Genomic DNA, 14,804 nt, shown 5'->3' on the forward strand with positions numbered 1-14,804 from the left:
TCTTGTCGCCGAGCTCCTTTGCGACCCGGATGGCGGTCGGCACGCCAATCTTCAGCGTGTCGTACGTATCGACGAGGAACACGCAGTCTTTGTGGCGGCGCGCGTAGGCGTGGAATGCTTCGTACTCGCTTTCGTACGCCTGCACGAGGGAATGTGCATGGGTTCCGGCGACCGGGATTCCGAACAGCTTCCCCGCCCGGACGTTGCTCGTCGCCTCGACCCCGCCGATCACGGCCGCCCGCGCTCCCCAGATCGCCGCGTCGAGCTCCTGCGCGCGCCGGGATCCGAACTCCATGACCACATCATTCTTGACGACCTGCTTGATGCGGCTCGCCTTCGTCGCGATGAGCGTCTGGTAGTTGATGATGTTCAGGAGCGCCGTCTCGATGAGCTGCGCCTGGATGAGCGGCGCCTCGACCCGGATGAGCGGCTCGTTTCCGAACACGACTTCCCCCTCCACCATCGAATAGACGTCACCGGTAAACCGGAGCTCCGCCAGATAAGACAGGAAGTCTTCCCGGTAACCGAGCTCATCCCGCAGATAGCCGATATCGCTCTCTGTAAACCGGAATTCCCGCAAATATCCGAGCGCCCGCTCCAGCCCCGCAAAAATGGCATAGCCGTTCCCGAACGGCAGCTTGCGGAAATAAAGATCAAAGACCGCCTTCCGCTCATGGATGCCGTCCGCCCAATACGACTCCGCCATGTTGATCTGATACAGGTCGGTATGGAGCATCAGGCTGTCATCTGCATACTTCGTCGACATGAAAATCCCTTCTTCCGAAACGTTGTTTGCGAATAGTATACACTATCCATCCAATACCCTGCCCTGCCGGCGTGCAACCATTGACGGAGAGCCGGACGCCTGTGGAAATTCCGGGCGGAGCCGGACAGCGGCAAAGGGCCAATCCGGAATATCGGAACGGCCCTTCGTGTGGACTTCGCTGACGCGGGATGTTTGGTTTAGAGCGGGGACATGCCGTTGCAGTCCGGGAGAACATGGATGATCAGATAGGCAACGACCAGCTTATTTTCGACAAACAATTGGCTGATCGGGCAGACTTTGCAACGCAAAGCGATGGTGAAGACGTTGCAGAAGTCGGGGCAGGAGAATCCGTTCGGTCCCGTCCCTTCGCAGATCGTGTGGTGAACACAGGTCGTCCCGGAGACCGAGAACGGAAGCGTGTTCGTTGATGCGCATGTTCCGTAAGGACCATTGAGCGTCGTGTCGAGATACATGTTGAAGTACCAGTCAATCTCTCCGCAGGCCTTGACGTCATAGGTCGTCGGGCCGTTGGGCGGCGCCGGTCCGCAGGCGCACGGGTCGTATGGGACATGTGCCGGAGCGGACTCCAGGCAACATTCCAGGTAGGCACGGTTTTTGGCGACGGCCCAGTATGGGATTCGGGACCGGTCAATCGATCTCTCCGGAAGTTCGACCGTCACGAGGTCGAACACGATGTTGCCGAGGAAACTGTTGTCCAGCTGGGTCAGCCCGTTTCGGACCGCCTGGAGGCCGTGGAGTTCCTCCTTGTTTCCGGCCGACCTCGCCTCCGCAATCTGGGCATCCAGCGTCCGGAGCATCTCCGGCATCTCCTGCCGGGCGTGATCCATCATTTGTTGTTGATTCATTTCTATCACCTCCTTGCCTTATCAATCTATTCAGCCGGCAGTTTTATGTATGGGCGAATCTACCGGCGCCTGTCGATTGTTTCGTCCAACGGTGCGGAAAACTAGTTGAACCGCATACGGCAACTCGCACGGCTATGCGGTTTCCTGAAGATGACCGACCGAAAGCTTCGCTCTTTATTGGTGGAGGATTGTAGAGGCGGACCCCTGAATGCCGGGCATCCGGTAGATTTCCCTTCACCCAAATCTGAGAGGCAGAGGCTTTAACGACTATCAAAAAGCCTGCGCGGGAGCGATCACATCCGCCGCTCTCATACAGGCTCCCATTCCTTGAGCTGATCCACTGATGCAAGCAGAGCCATTGAGAACTCTGCGGGACTAATCAAAACAAAACGCACAACGGTCGCCTGAACGCCGTTGTGCGTTTTGGAATTGTCCGGGTATCCGGCATCTGCGTCACTTTTCGTCCGTGCTCTTTTCGGCCTGCTCCATCTGCCCCTCGCCGCTCTGTTCCGGTTCGAAGTCGGGCATCTTGCCGTCCGGCATGCCGGTGAACTGATTGTCATCGTCCGGACCGAGGGCCAGCTTCTCCGGATCTTCGGATCGCTTCACATCTTCTTTTGCCGGGCCGTTTTGGTGTTTTTTGTTTTTATCCAACTGAATCCCTCCTTCTCTCATATAAGTTACCCGCAACTACTGCGCGACAACCAAAAATCCCGCATGCTCCGGAGGGAGATGCGGGATTGGATACTTAACGGACGGTTGCGGCCGCCTCTTTTTCATAGAACTTGATGAAGTTGTCGACCACTTTGTCGAGGAACGCGAGTGTCGTCTCGTCCGACAGGTTGCCGTCATCGTCGAGCTTCGTATGAACGGCGCCGATATACACCTCGTTTTGAGGCAGGATTGCCGGCGCCAGATTCGGATTCGACAGGATTTCGCGGAGGTGCTGCTGGGCGCGGACAGAGCCGAGCTGACCCATCGAGGCGCCGATGATGAACGCCGGCTTGCCCTGCAGGATGAGTTCGCCGCGCGACATCCAGTCGATGGCATTTTTCAGTGTGCCCGGAATCGAGAAGTTATACTCCGGAACGGCGAACAGAACGGCATCCGAGTCGGCGACGTCCGCCTTGAAATCAAGCACATTCGGCGTCGGGTCGTTTTCGATGTCGATCGCGAACGGCTCCAGCGCATTGATGAAGACCGGCGTGATGTCGAGCTTGCCTTCATAGCGGCGGCGCATGGTTTCGACGACTTTCAGGTTATAAGAAGCGGAGCTCGTGCTCCCGATGATGGCTTTTACTTTGATGGTCATTTTTAGGACTCCTTCATATCGATGCTATGCCTATCATACAAGATTATGCCCCATAAATCCGGTGATATGCCTTGAAGCCGAGACTTCCCGCATTGTAAGCCCTTGCAATTATTTAAATGAATTTTAGGTCTTGTTTCTCTTCTTGGATGATGGTAAAGTGGGTTCAATGAAATTTTCAAACAATTCCATAACTGATTCTTATCCAGAGAGACGGAGGGACTGGCCCTTTGATGTCTCAGCAACCTGCCTGCGGGCGATGGTGCTAATTCCAGCGGATCCCCAGACGGATCCGGGAGATGAGAAGATGACCACGCGACCAGCCGGGCCCTCTTCTTGTTATGAGGGTCCGGTTTTATTATTTCACGAAAGGAAGGCGACCATGACGAAAAGAAATACTTCCACGCTACTCGCCCAGCTCGGGAATCGTACAGATCCCCGGACCGGTGCGGTGAATCCGCCCATCCACTTGTCCACGGCCTATGAGCATCCGGGACTCGGCCGGTCGACCGGTTTTGACTATGCCAGGACGAAAAACCCGACGCGCGCACTGCTTGAAGAAGGGTTTGCGGAACTGGAGGAAGGCGACGCGGCATTCGCCTGCAGCTCGGGCATGGCGGCGATCGGCCTCGTCCTTTCCCTGTTCCGCCCGGGTGACGGGATTCTCGCTCCCGAAGATCTGTATGGCGGTACGTACCGGCTGTTCGAGCATTACCGGAGACAGTACGGCATTCCGGTCGATTATCTGCCGTTTGACGACCCGTCCGAGGTCGAGCGCTCCATCACGGCCGGCACGAAGGCGTTGTTCATCGAATCACCGACCAACCCGCTCCTCCAGGAGATCGATCTGGAGATCTACGGCAAGATTGCCAAAAAGCACGGTCTGCTGCTCATCGTGGACAATACGTTCTACACCCCGATCTTGCAGAAGCCGATTGTGCTCGGCGCCGATATCGTCGTCCATAGCGCAACAAAATACCTTGGCGGCCATAATGATGTCCTCGCCGGCCTTGTCGTCGCAAAAGGAGAGGACCTGTGCGGACAGCTTGCCGCCCACCATAATGCCGAAGGCGCCGTCCTCTCCCCGTTCGACTCGTGGCTTGTGATCCGCGGGCTAAAAACCCTCCCGCTCCGCATGCGCCAGCACGAAGCGAATGCCCGGGAAATCGCGGAGCGGCTCCGATCCGAACCTTCGGTGAAGGAAGTGCTGTACCCGGGCAGAGGCGGGATGCTGTCGCTCCGTGTGAGGGATCCGGCTCTCGTCGCCCCGCTCCTCGAAAACCTGGAACTCATCGCCTTCGCCGAAAGCCTCGGCGGCGTCGAAACCTTCATCACCTACCCGTCGACCCAGACGCACGCCGACATCCCGCAGAAAGAACGGACACGCCGGGGCATCGACGACTCGCTCCTCCGCCTGTCGGTCGGCATCGAAGACGCGGACGATCTGATCGCCGATCTGGCGCGGGCATTTGAACTGGCCCGGCAGAAGATCGGCAACACTGCCGTACCGGCAACATAAGACCCATCCACCAACAAAAAGAAAGAGGGAATCCAAATGACCACTCAGACAAAGAAAGCCACACAAACTCGCGCACCATTCAAGGCAGATCATGTCGGCAGCTTCCTCCGTCCCGCCCGTCTCAAAGAAGCCCGCATCAAGTTCCAGGACGGGGAGATCTCCCGAGAAGAACTGACCGCCGTCGAGAACGAAGAGATCAAGCGGCTCGTGGAGGCCCAGAAAGCGAACGGCATCCACGGTGTCACGGACGGAGAATTCCGGCGCAGCTGGTGGCACCTCGACTTTCTCGCCGGTTTGGATGGTGTGGAACTGTATGAGACACCCGATGGCGTCCGCAAGTTCAACGCCGTTCAGACACGGCCTGTCGGAATCCGGGTCGTGGGAAAAGTCGGCTACAGCGGTCATCATCCGTTTATCGACCACTTCAAATCTCTGAAGGCGATAGCGGGCGAAGGAACGACCGTCAAGTTTACGATCCCGAGTCCGAACCTCATCTTTGCCCGGGCAGCGCTTGAAACAGACGCATACGAAAAGCATGAAGACGTATACGAAGATGTCACCGCCGCCTACAACGCTTTGATCAAAGATTTATACGCAGCCGGCTGCCGGTACCTTCAGATTGATGACACGGCATGGACTTCCTTCTTCACGGAAGAAGAGCGGGACCGGGTGCGGGCGCTGGGATCGGATCCGGACGAGCTCATCCACAAGTTCGCCGGGGCCATCAACGGCTCCATTGCCGGACGGCCCGATGACCTGCTCGTCACGATGCATATTTGCCGGGGCAACTTCCGTTCCCAGTACTTCACGAGCGGAGGCTACGAGCGCGCAGGGGAAGTCATCTTCGGCGGACTGGATGTGGATGGCCTGTTCCTGGAATTCGACGATGAGCGCTCCGGCGGTTTCGAACCGCTCCGCTTCGTCAACCGCCCCGACCTGACCGTCGTGCTCGGACTCGTGACGTCAAAACGCCCCGAACTGGAAGACGAAGAAGCGATCAAGGCCCGCATCCGGGAGGCCGCCGAGTATATCCCGCTTGAGCAGCTCGCTCTCAGCCCGCAGTGCGGCTTCGCCTCGACGGAAGAGGGCAACAACCTGACCGAAGAGGAACAGTGGGCAAAGATCCGTCACGTGGTGAAGATTGCAGAAGATGTATGGGGAAAAGAGTCCCGGTGACCGGGTGATCGGGTCCCGGACAGCCGAGGACCGCATCGAGAATTGAATACTCTTATGAAGAGCGGCGGAGGGACCGGCCCGATGAAGCCCGGCAACCACCCCTTGACGGGAAAGGTGCCAATTCCGGAGGCGCATATGCGCCGGACATGAGAGCGACGGAAGGCCATGCCCCGCGCCAAGCGGGGCATTTTCCATTCGCTCCGACCAGAAAACCATTCGGATGGAGTGACAGAAATGAGCAGAAAAGAAGGCTGGAAACATTACCACACCATCTGGGGCATGCTGTTCCTCGGCTGGTTCGTCTCCTATATCGACCGTACGGCGACAGGGCCGATCATCTCGTACATGATCGAACATGAAGTGGCGTTTTTTGCGGATGTTTCAAATCCGCATGCAATCGGCGGACTTGTCGGCAGCCTGTTCTTTGCGGGATTCATGCTGACGCAATCCCCGGGCGGGTTTCTCGGAGACCGGTTCGGCTACCGGGCGATCATCGTCCTGAGTATTTTCTGGGCGGGCGTGGCAACGATTTTGACCGGAATTGCGGGAGGACTTCTGACATTTATCATCTTCCGTGTGCTGCTCGGCCTGGGCGAAGGGGTCTTCTATTCAAACGACCGTTCATACATCGCCTACCATTCGCCTCCGGAGAAAGTCGGCCTCGGGATGGGCATCGCGCTGATCGGGGTTTCGATGGGACTTACGGTCGCCACGCTCGGAGTGCCGCTCCTGCTCGGCTGGGCGGAACCTTACTTCGGCAAAGATGCCTGGCGGATTCCGTTTTTTGTCCTTGGCGGGATTACGATCATTTCCGGCGTGCTCATCGCCCGGTTCCTGAAGCCGAAGCAATGGGCACCGGGCACCGATCACTCTTCGCCGGGCGTCAAGGCCGAATACAGGAAGGCCCTGCCGCCGCTCTTCGGCTATTGCGCCGTCTTCCTCGCCATCGTGCTCGGCATCTACGTGGTCGCCACACGCTTCGGAGTATCAGACATCGGCATTGCGCTCATGCTGACTGCGCTCTGCCCGGTCCTGATCATCTTTCTGTACAGAAGGAAGAAGGAAGAAATTGAACCGATCTTAAAAAACCGCAATCTGTTCCTCATTTATCTCGTCTTCATCCCGATCATGTGGCATCTCTGGTTTTACGGTTTCTGGGCAGTGTCGATCGTACAGGACTTCGGCGGCAGCGCGCTCGTCACCGCAGCCCTGGTGGCATCCTTCAACGGACTTGCCGGCGTGATCGGATTCCCGCTCGGAGGGATGATCTCAGACCGGGCGGCCGTCAAGCCGAACGGTCGGCGGAATGTCCTGGCCACCCAGCTGGCCATCGTGACCGCCCTGACCTTTGTCTTCGCCGGGTATGTCATGGCCGGTTTCCATCATCCGGTCGTTCTTTCGGTCTTGCTGTTCGTTTCGGGCCTGTTCTTCTTCTCCTCCCACCCGGTCGCCCATGCACTGGCGAACGACCTGGCCCCTGCCGAACAGCGCGGTTCGATGTTCGGCATGTTGAACTTGATTGCCGAAATCGGGGCGATCCTCTCGCCGGTCGTGTCGGGGGTCATCCGCGATGCATCCGGGAACTGGGGGGTTCCGCTCCTGCTGGACGCCGGACTGATGGGGGCCGCCTTCTTCCTGGTCATTGCGGTTTCGGCGAAAGCCCTGAAGCCGGCCGCAACCGCTGCCTGAACGGGGCTCCCGGATTTCATGAAACGGCCGGGTGGTTTATAAGTTGAAGTGCACATCTCCCGGATGCTCCCAGGCATCCGGGTTCTTTCTTATGAAACAAACGGGCCGTTCCTCTATACTTTTCAATATGAACATCTACCAAGAGGAGGAGACCGATCATGGACTTATGGATACAAAATGAATTTCAGAAAGACTGGGTGGACCGGCTCAGCCGGATCGGAGGACGGTTTGCCGAAGATGCGCAAAAACGTGATGAGGAAGGAATCTATCCCGTCGAGCAGATCCGGACGCTGGCCGACTCCGGCTACACGGCGCTCGCCGTCCCTTCTGCATACGGAGGATCGGGGATCGGCGTCCATGACATGGTGCTGTTCCAGGAAACGCTCGCCAAATATGATGAAAATGTCTCCCTCTCGGTCGGGTGGAATTTCGGCGTTCCCGGCAGCATTTTCGACAAGCGCGAGTGGAGCGGGGACATGCGCCGCTTCCTGGCCGAGGAACTTCTTGGCGGAGCGCTCATCAACCGGTCAGTGAGCGAAAAGCTCACCGGAAGCCCGTCGCGCGGAGGACGCCCCGGCACGGTGGCCGTCCGGGACGGAGACGGCTACGTGATCAGCGGACGGAAAGCCTTCACGACCGGCTCCCCCGCCCTTACCTACTTCCTCACCTCCGCATGGGTTGAAGACAAGGAGCAGATCGGCTTTTTCCTCCTTCACAAAGACTTGGACGGCCTGTCCGTCGAGGAGACGTGGGACGTCATTTCCATGAGGGGGACCGGCAGCCACGACCTCGTGCTGGATGAAGTCAGGGCCGACCAGAGCGCGCTCGTCGAACTTCCCGGAAAAGGGTCCGGTCCGAAATTCGACGGCTGGCTCCTCCATATCCCCGCCACTTACCTCGGCATCGCCCAGGCGGCACGGGACTATGCGGTGTCATTTGCCGGCAAGCATGCGCCGAACAGCATCAAAGGCCCGATCAGCGAACTGCCGAACGTGCGCCGGCTTCTCGGCGAAATCGAGCTGGAGCTCCTGCAGGCGCGCCATCTGATCTACAGCGTGGCAGACGCCTACGACGATGAAGCCCGCCGGCCATTCCTTGCAAATGAAGTGCCCGCAGCGAAAACGACCGTCACGAATGCAGCGATCTCCATCGTCGACAAAGCCATGCGGATCGTCGGTGCACAGAGCCTTCAGCGAACGAACCCTCTCCAGCGCCTTTACCGGAACGTCCGGGCGGGCCTCCACAATCCGCCGGCGGACGACATGACCATCGGCGCCCTGGCAGAAGCCGCCATCCGAGGAACAAGCCCCGGAGAGGAAAACGAAAACGGCTGAATAACGGCTCCGGAATCCCTGCGATCACACTCGGGGCCTCTCCGATCACACTCGCGCCTCATGCGATGACACTCACGGCCTCTCCGATCACACTCACGCCCCCTGCGATCACATTCATCATTCAACCTCCCTGCGGGGTGAGCGTCAACTTGCGGAAACGGCTGATAGACTTACGCAAAATCTACGACATGATCATCACTTCCCCGCCAATCGCCCCGCTGTCGACTGCCGCACGGCATACGATAGGTGGAGGAGGTGAATATCATGTCGCAATGCTCATGCTCTTGCAACCCGTTGATCAGCCTCTACTTTCTGGCCATCCTGGCCGGCTTCGCGCTGCTCGGGCTCGTTTTTCTCCTGCCTGCAGTGCTCCTGCTGACCGGGGTGCTCGGGACACTGGCGATTCTCGTTGTGCTGGTGATCGCGCTCTTTGCGCTCGCCATCATATTCAAGGCACTGCACCGCCTGTTCTGCTCGATACGGAGCTGACGAATGTGCCGCCGGCGGATGCCCTCGGGCGGCCGCTTTTTCGTCTCTTGCCCCGGGCCCAAAAAGACCCGCACCGCCTCCTCATGTATAATGAAAGCAATGATTGCACGAAGGTGGGAAATGATGGATCGACATGATGATCGGGAGGACCGGCCCCGCGGATTAAATCATAGTGAAGAGCCGCCTCCGCACAGACGAGAACAAGACCTGGATGAAGAAGCACGGGAAGACGAGGACGATTATTGGGACGACGGCGAGGATGACATCTGGGAACCCGATGACTGGGTGATCTGGGACTCGATCGCCGAAGGGTCGAATGAACCGATCGATGACCCCGATGACCAATATGGATTTCCCGGAGAGGATGATGGCGATTCCCTTCCCGGTGAAGCGGAAGTGGATGATGAGGAGGCGCCGGACCCCGAAGATGAGGAGATCCGAAGGCTTGTCCTTGAAGCGCAGCGCGAAGCCCTCGCCAAGGAACACATCGAGCGCAGCCGCCCCCGCAAGCCGTCGTTCGGCACAAAGATGATGATCTGGCTGATCTCGGCCGCCATGGTCGTCAGCACATTCGCTTTCATCTTCGAACTGTATCCGATTGCCGCGGTGGATTTCCTCCGCACATCGTCCAGATTATCAGAACAGGAGATTGTCCAGACGCAGAAAGAATCCATCGTGTCGATCGTCACGTCCGACGGCTCGGGCACCGGGTTCTTGATTTCGGAAAACGGAACCGTCCTGACGAACCATCACGTCGTGGAAGGCCATGACCGGGTGTCGGTCGTGACGTCGGATGACCGGCGGTTCCCGGCGGATGTGACGGAGACGTATCCGGGATCGGACCTGGCCGTGCTTGAGACCGGACAATCCAGCCTCCCCTCCCTAGAGCTGGCGGACTCGATGAACCTGATCGAAGGCGATCCCGTCACGTTCATCGGGAACCCGCTCAGTTTCCGGGGCGTGGCCAATGAGGGGACCGTCATCGGCCCGATCCGCCTGGACGGGCTTGACCGGCCGGTGATCATGATGAAAGCACCGGTTTACCGGGGCAACTCCGGAAGCCCGGTCTTCAACCGGGACGGCCGGGTGATCGGAATCATTTTCGCCACGCTGAACCACGAAACGGAGGGCACGGTCGGCCTGTTCATTCCGGTGGACGAGCTGTACCGCCTTCGGGATGAAGCCGATTAACCACTGGAAAATGCGCCTCAAAAGCGGATTTTCCGGGTAGCGTTATCTTGATCGCCGGAAGCATTATCTTTATCCCGCAGAGCGTTATCTTTATCCGGCAAAACGTTATCTTTATCGCTTGATCTCCTGACCACCAAAAAACGCAGGCACCGGTCCGACCCGGTCCTGCGTTTTCTTGTTCTCCCATTTCAGACGGTCTCGACTTCCGGCGTTGCCCCTTCTGCATCCGGTTCGCCGAGCGTGCCTTCCGACTGGGATACGACAACTGCGCATGCCGCGTCGCCCGTGATGTTGACGGCCGTCCGGACCATGTCGAGCAGACGGTCGACGCCGAGTACGAGTGCGATCCCCTCTACCGGAAGCCCGACCGACGTAAGGACCATGGCCAGCATGATGAGCCCGGCGCCCGGCACGGCAGCCGTCCCGATGCTCGCAAGAACCGCCGTGAGGATGACCGTGAGCAATTGCCCCATCGTCAGATCGATCCCGAACGCCTGGGCGATGAACACGACGGCCGCCCCCTGCATGATCGCCGTGCCGTCCATGTTGATCGTCGCTCCGAGCGACTGGGTGAATGAGCTGATCGACTCCGGCACTTTCAGCCGGTCCTGTGCGGTTTTCATCGAAATCGGCAAGGTGGCTGCGGAGCTTGCCGTGCTGAACGCCACGACCTGTGCCGGGAAGAAGTTTTTGAAAAACCACACCGGATTCCGCTTCCCGAGCACGGCGACCGAACCGCCATATACGATAATCGAGTGGACGAGGAGCGCACCGAGCACCACGCCCATATAAAGCCCCATCGCCCGGAGCGCATCATATCCCTGGCTGCCCACCGCCGACGCGATCAGACCGAATGCCCCGTACGGCGCAAACCGCATGATGAACGTGATCAGGAACATGACAAGCCGGTCGCCTTGTTCGAACAGCAGCTTCAGCCGGTCCGTCTTTTCCCCGAGCATGGCAAGCCCGAATCCGACAAGCGCCGCGAAGAAGATGATCTGCAGCATGTTTCCTTCCGCCATCGCGGTCAGCGGGTTCGTCGGGATGATCCCAAGGAGCGTATCCGCGACAGGCGGCGCTTCCTGCGCCTCGTATACCGCTCCTTCCGTCTCGAATCCTCCGCCTGCCCCCGGCTTCACGACGAGCGCGATGGAGAGCGCGATCACGATCGCCACGGCAGTCGTCATGAGGAAATAGCCGATTGTCTTCATCCCGATCCGGCCCAGCTTCTTCGGGTCACCGATTCCGACCGTCCCGAGCACGATGGAGATGAATACAACAGGAACGACGAGCATTTTCATCAGGTTCAGGAAGATCGTTCCGAGAGGCTTGAACAAGAACTGATCCGCCTTCACAAAGACACCCGGCGCAAACAGATTAAGGACAAGACCGACCAAGACACCGGCAACGAGTGCAATGAGGATATTCCTCGCCAACTTCATCCGGACCCCTCCATTCTGGTTGTTTGCCATTTCCCCCGACTGACGATGTAAGCGCTTTCTTTATATTATAATTGCGGACTTGTCCATATGTCAATAAGATAACTAATATTTCAGACTTCACTCTATATGGAGTTTTATTCTTCGACTGAGGGATTTTCATTGACCATTTACCTTGCATTACGATGTACCTCGTATTACAATGCACGAAACAGCTCAGGGAGGAATTCCGATGGAAAAAGAGATGCTGAAAGGCAGCATCGATCTGCTGCTCCTGTCGTTGCTCCGCCGAAAGGACCTGTACGGCTATGAAATCGTCCAGCTCGTCCATGAATTGAGCGGCGGTGCCTATGAAATGAGCGAAGGAACGCTGTACGCGGCGCTGAAAAGGATCGAACGGAAAAACTGGGTGGAATCCTACTGGGTTGAAGGGACGGGACAAAGGCGGAAATATTATCGCCTCACCGATAAAGGAGGAGAGGCGGTGGCGGAGAAGATGGAAAGCTGGAACCAGGTCGACTCGCTGATCCGCAAGACGGCGGAGGGGCTGCAATGAGACCCGTGCTGCTCCGCTTTGCAAAAGAGATCTCCGATCAGACGGACGGGACCCGCGGGGAGCGCCGCGACCTGGCCGAAGAACTGGCGGGCCATCTGGATGAAACGTTCAGGCAGCTTGTCCGGGAAGGGCTGTCCGATGCGGAAGCGGAAAAACAGGCAATGTTGCGGTTCGGGGACCGACGGACCGTCGGCCGCCAGATCCAGCAGGCGCTTTATCCGTACCGCCGGGCCATGATCCTTTCGCTGGCAGCCGGTTCCCTGCTGTTCGGGTTTGCGGTGTTTTATGCGGTCCTGTTTTCCGACTGGAGCGCCAGTCCCGTCTGGCTCATTCTCAGTTCGGCTTCCGGCGGCCTGCTGCTCGTCTTCGCGATGGATCCGCCGTCCGCCCTAAACCGCCGCTTTGCGCTGAATTCCATGTTTCTGCTCCAGCTTGCCGTGCTGCTCGCCGGAACGATGCTCGCCTCGGGCTCATCCGGAAAGCCGGGCGGAATCCTGGCTGCGGCCGGCTGGCTGTTGATCCTGCTTTGCCTGGCCCTGATCTACCGGACATCCGCTTATGACTACCGGACCCGGAGGGCATCGCTTGAAAAGCACGACATCACGATCAACCTGATGAATGTCACGACAGGCGTTCTGTCGGTCGCCGCTTCCCTGTTCCTGCTATGGGTGTATTTCGCGTTCACCGACGGCACCGACCGTTTCTGGCTATTCGCCCTCGTCCCGGCCGGCTTCTGGGCGCTCACTTACCTGGCCCAGGGCCTGCTGTTATCAAAAGGGTTTGTTAAGACTGCATACGGGATCACCGGAGTCCAGCTGGCCGGCCTCATCGCCGGATTGCTCCTGTTCTTCCGGGTCCCTTGAAGGAGGGAATCGATAATGAGACGATCGCTGCTGATCGCCCTCGTGCTGATCGCGGCCGCTACCGCAGCCTCGGTTGCCGCCGGGTTCATGCTGCAGAAACCGGAAGAAGAAAAAGCGGAAGGATTGTCGGATGCCTTTGACGCTGCAACAGACGGGACGATCGGATACGTGTCCTACTCGGAAGGGAAGGCCGGCATCCATCTCCGGAATCCGGACGGCACCCTTTCCGGCCCGCTGGCCGAAACGGCGACGGACCGGCGCATCGCGGATCTTTCATTTTCACCGGACGGACGCACGATCGCCTATTCGGTCGTGCCGAAGGATCCGACGAAGGGCGTCTCCAGCACAGTCCGGTTCCTCGACACGGAAAGCGGGACCGACGAGGCGGCGCTCGAGGACGACGGAATGATCACGGAAATCCGGTTCGATCCGGATGACCCCGACCGGCTTTACCTGCTCCGGGCCGCCGTGTTTGAAAATTACTCCCCTGTCGCCGCTCCGCATCCTCATGATTTCGATGTTCATCTGTACCGCCTGTCCGACCGGAGCATGCAAGCACTCACCGACTTGAAGGCCTACGAGATGCAGTCGCTCAACGTGCCGGCGGGTGATTCGGTCTTCTTCTCGATGTTCGGGGACGAGGAGGCGGAGACGGCCGAGGAAACGTTCGAGGCCAAACTGGGCATCTACCGGGTGGCGAGCGGCGGCGGCACTCCGGAACGAGTGGACCTCGATGTTTCAGAAGATGTGTACGACTTCCTGATCCTCCCTGACGGCGACATCATTTACCAGGCCGTAGCAAAGACTTCGGACAGCGGCATCTTCGAATATGAACTGTTCCGCTTTGACCGGGCCTCCGGAAAAAGCAGGCAGCTGACCCGGCTCAAAACCCATGCCGGCAAGCCGATTGCAGGCCCCGGTGGCGAGATGATCTGGTTCCTGGAAAACACCGGCTTCGCCACGAGCCGGCCCGACTTCCATCTGAAGCAAATGCCGGCGGACGGGGGCCCGGTCACCGACATTCCGCTTGACTGATCAAAGAACGGCCCGCTCTGATTTGAGCGGGCCGTTTTCTTCGTTTAATTTACCGGTTCTGCCGTGCGGTCTTCCTTGTTGATGACGGCGTCTTCCGTGTCAGGTTCCCCGAGGACGCCTTCGGACTGCGCGATCATGAGGGCGCATGCCGCATCGCCCGTGATGTTGACTGATGTCCGGATCATATCAAGCAGCCGGTCGACGCCGAGCACAAGCGCAATCCCCTCGACCGGAAGCCCCACCGATGTGAGGACCATCGCCAGCATGATCAGGCCTGCACCCGGCACGGCCGCCGTCCCGATGCTTGCGAGCACCGCCGTCAGGACGACCGTCACGAGCTGTCCGGTCGTAAGATCGATTCCGTACGCCTGGGCGATGAAGGCGACCGCGACCCCCTGCATGATCGCCGTTCCGTCCATATTGATCGTCGCGCCGAGCGACTGGACGAAAGAAGAAATCGACTCCGGCACTTTCAGCTTCTCCTGTGCAGTCTTCATGGAAAGCGGCAGCGTAGCGGCGGAGCTCGCCGTACTGAACGCCACGACTTGCGGCGGGGTGAAGGTCTTGAAGAA

At 58.7% G+C, this 14,804-nt stretch carries 15 protein-coding genes and 2 riboswitches; of the genes, 9 read left to right on the forward strand and 6 right to left on the reverse strand.

What is annotated here, in order from left to right; genetic code table 11:
• From pncB to BN1189_RS02325, 4 genes are all read right to left on the reverse strand, one after another.
• On the reverse strand, positions 1–766 hold a 766-nt coding region (gene pncB / locus BN1189_RS02310), incomplete at its 3' end, for a nicotinate phosphoribosyltransferase (RefSeq protein WP_040225066.1).
• A 197-nt stretch (positions 767–963) separates the two neighbouring features.
• A complete protein-coding gene (locus BN1189_RS02315; protein WP_143242227.1) occupies positions 964–1,632 on the reverse strand; it encodes a hypothetical protein in 669 nt (222 codons plus the stop codon).
• A 453-nt stretch (positions 1,633–2,085) separates the two neighbouring features.
• Positions 2,086–2,286 (reverse strand): hypothetical protein, encoded by a 201-nt coding sequence (locus tag BN1189_RS02320; RefSeq protein WP_040225070.1) that lies wholly within the window; start codon positions 2,284–2,286, stop codon positions 2,086–2,088.
• Between the two features lie 94 nt (positions 2,287–2,380).
• Positions 2,381–2,944 carry an NADPH-dependent FMN reductase gene (locus tag BN1189_RS02325; protein WP_082194102.1) on the reverse strand — a complete coding sequence of 188 codons (564 nt, stop codon included), beginning with the start codon at positions 2,942–2,944 and terminating at the stop codon, positions 2,381–2,383.
• Positions 2,945–3,139: 195 nt separating this feature from the next.
• A riboswitch (SAM riboswitch) is annotated at positions 3,140–3,247 on the forward strand.
• A gap of 76 nt (positions 3,248–3,323) precedes the next feature.
• On the opposite strand from BN1189_RS02325, the gene BN1189_RS02330 reads away from it, so the two are divergent.
• From BN1189_RS02330 to BN1189_RS02355, 6 genes are all read left to right on the forward strand, one after another.
• Positions 3,324–4,460 (forward strand): aminotransferase class I/II-fold pyridoxal phosphate-dependent enzyme, encoded by a 1,137-nt coding sequence (locus BN1189_RS02330; protein ID WP_040225071.1) that lies wholly within the window; start codon positions 3,324–3,326, stop codon positions 4,458–4,460.
• A gap of 36 nt (positions 4,461–4,496) precedes the next feature.
• A complete protein-coding gene (locus BN1189_RS02335; RefSeq protein WP_040225072.1) occupies positions 4,497–5,636 on the forward strand; it encodes a 5-methyltetrahydropteroyltriglutamate--homocysteine S-methyltransferase in 1,140 nt (379 codons plus the stop codon).
• A 49-nt stretch (positions 5,637–5,685) separates the two neighbouring features.
• A riboswitch (SAM riboswitch) is annotated at positions 5,686–5,789 on the forward strand.
• Positions 5,790–5,870: 81 nt separating this feature from the next.
• Positions 5,871–7,325, forward strand: coding sequence for an MFS transporter (locus BN1189_RS02340; protein WP_040225084.1), 1,455 nt, complete (start codon positions 5,871–5,873; stop codon positions 7,323–7,325).
• A gap of 158 nt (positions 7,326–7,483) precedes the next feature.
• Positions 7,484–8,659 carry an acyl-CoA dehydrogenase family protein gene (locus BN1189_RS02345; RefSeq protein WP_052455582.1) on the forward strand — a complete coding sequence of 392 codons (1,176 nt, stop codon included), beginning with the start codon at positions 7,484–7,486 and terminating at the stop codon, positions 8,657–8,659.
• Positions 8,660–8,923: 264 nt separating this feature from the next.
• Complete coding sequence (locus tag BN1189_RS02350; protein ID WP_040225073.1) at positions 8,924–9,148, forward strand: hypothetical protein; 225 nt, start codon at positions 8,924–8,926, stop codon at positions 9,146–9,148.
• A gap of 123 nt (positions 9,149–9,271) precedes the next feature.
• Positions 9,272–10,339, forward strand: coding sequence for a S1C family serine protease (locus BN1189_RS02355; protein WP_082194103.1), 1,068 nt, complete (start codon positions 9,272–9,274; stop codon positions 10,337–10,339).
• A 188-nt stretch (positions 10,340–10,527) separates the two neighbouring features.
• Here BN1189_RS02355 and BN1189_RS02360 read toward each other — a convergent pair whose 3' ends face one another.
• Positions 10,528–11,781, reverse strand: a complete 1,254-nt coding sequence (locus BN1189_RS02360; RefSeq protein ID WP_040225078.1) for a dicarboxylate/amino acid:cation symporter — start codon at positions 11,779–11,781, stop codon at positions 10,528–10,530.
• Positions 11,782–12,010: 229 nt separating this feature from the next.
• On the opposite strand from BN1189_RS02360, the gene BN1189_RS02365 reads away from it, so the two are divergent.
• From BN1189_RS02365 to BN1189_RS02375, 3 genes are read left to right on the forward strand one after another with little or no spacing between them, the layout of a single operon-like run.
• Entirely contained in the window at positions 12,011–12,334 is a 324-nt protein-coding gene (locus BN1189_RS02365; protein ID WP_040225079.1) for a PadR family transcriptional regulator, read from the forward strand.
• On the forward strand, positions 12,331–13,197 hold the full coding sequence (locus tag BN1189_RS02370) for a permease prefix domain 1-containing protein (RefSeq protein ID WP_040225080.1): 867 nt from the start codon (positions 12,331–12,333) through the stop codon (positions 13,195–13,197). The genes BN1189_RS02365 and BN1189_RS02370 overlap by 4 nt, the downstream gene beginning before the upstream one ends.
• Before the next feature lie 15 nt (positions 13,198–13,212).
• Positions 13,213–14,232, forward strand: a complete 1,020-nt coding sequence (locus tag BN1189_RS02375) for a hypothetical protein (protein ID WP_040225082.1) — start codon at positions 13,213–13,215, stop codon at positions 14,230–14,232.
• 44 nt (positions 14,233–14,276) lie between these two features.
• Here BN1189_RS02375 and BN1189_RS02380 read toward each other — a convergent pair.
• Positions 14,277–14,804, reverse strand: a 528-nt coding sequence (locus tag BN1189_RS02380; protein ID WP_143242233.1) for a dicarboxylate/amino acid:cation symporter, incomplete at its 5' end; no start/stop codon positions are given.

This window comes from Bhargavaea cecembensis (genome assembly GCF_000826125.2).
Classification (GTDB): Bacteria; Bacillota; Bacilli; order Bacillales_A; family Planococcaceae; genus Bhargavaea; species Bhargavaea cecembensis_B.

Excerpts from the sequence above, each read along its gene's own strand:
- BN1189_RS02370 (WP_040225080.1), top strand. The coding sequence starts at position 12,331 with ATGAGACCCGTGCTGCTCCGCTTTGCAAAAGAGATCTCCGATCAGACG.
- BN1189_RS02345 (WP_052455582.1), top strand. The coding sequence starts at position 7,484 with ATGGACTTATGGATACAAAATGAATTTCAGAAAGACTGGGTGGACCGG.
- BN1189_RS02350 (WP_040225073.1), top strand. The coding sequence starts at position 8,924 with ATGTCGCAATGCTCATGCTCTTGCAACCCGTTGATCAGCCTCTACTTT.
- BN1189_RS02325 (WP_082194102.1), bottom strand. The coding sequence starts at position 2,944 with ATGACCATCAAAGTAAAAGCCATCATCGGGAGCACGAGCTCCGCTTCT.
- BN1189_RS02340 (WP_040225084.1), top strand. The coding sequence starts at position 5,871 with ATGAGCAGAAAAGAAGGCTGGAAACATTACCACACCATCTGGGGCATG.
- BN1189_RS02330 (WP_040225071.1), top strand. The coding sequence starts at position 3,324 with ATGACGAAAAGAAATACTTCCACGCTACTCGCCCAGCTCGGGAATCGT.
- BN1189_RS02315 (WP_143242227.1), bottom strand. The coding sequence starts at position 1,632 with ATGAATCAACAACAAATGATGGATCACGCCCGGCAGGAGATGCCGGAG.
- BN1189_RS02365 (WP_040225079.1), top strand. The coding sequence starts at position 12,011 with ATGGAAAAAGAGATGCTGAAAGGCAGCATCGATCTGCTGCTCCTGTCG.
- BN1189_RS02335 (WP_040225072.1), top strand. The coding sequence starts at position 4,497 with ATGACCACTCAGACAAAGAAAGCCACACAAACTCGCGCACCATTCAAG.
- BN1189_RS02360 (WP_040225078.1), bottom strand. The coding sequence starts at position 11,781 with ATGAAGTTGGCGAGGAATATCCTCATTGCACTCGTTGCCGGTGTCTTG.
- BN1189_RS02375 (WP_040225082.1), top strand. The coding sequence starts at position 13,213 with ATGAGACGATCGCTGCTGATCGCCCTCGTGCTGATCGCGGCCGCTACC.
- BN1189_RS02355 (WP_082194103.1), top strand. The coding sequence starts at position 9,272 with ATGGATCGACATGATGATCGGGAGGACCGGCCCCGCGGATTAAATCAT.